Origin of the sequence: Bacillus sp. B2-WWTP-C-10-Post-4, assembly GCF_009183805.1 — a bacterium.
GTDB classification, from domain to species: Bacteria; Bacillota; Bacilli; order Bacillales; family Bacillaceae_G; genus Bacillus_A; species Bacillus_A cereus.
In genome coordinates, this window is the sequence record NZ_WEII01000288.1 from 1 (window position 1) to 384 (window position 384).

Sequence of the window (384 nt, forward strand, 5' to 3'; positions counted from 1 at the left end):
TGGCATATTTTTCTCCCCAATGCCCTTTTAAATCTTCAAATCTAACCTGATCATTATGATTTGGTGTGCTTTGTAGTTTATATGCATTTACTAGCATCGTAGCCATAGCAGCGCGAGTTACTTTTCCGGATGGATTGAAGATTCCATTACCTTCACCTTTAACAATCCCAGCTTTTTCAGCAGCAGCAATATAAGGAGTAGCCCAGTGGTTTTGTGAATCTGTAAAAGATGGTTTTGCATTAGGATCAATTTGTATACCTAAAACTTTTGTCATAATTTTTGTAGCCGAAGCTCTGTCTAATGAGTCATTTGAACCAAAAGTTCCATCTGGATAACCATTTAATACCTGTTTATCAACTAAATAATTAACGGATTTATCAGCCC

General features: G+C 36.2%; 1 protein-coding gene. It reads right to left on the reverse strand.

The features are described from left to right. Positions 1–384, reverse strand: a 384-nt coding sequence (locus tag GBN78_RS29985; RefSeq protein WP_193224781.1) for an S-layer homology domain-containing protein, incomplete at both ends; no start/stop codon positions are given.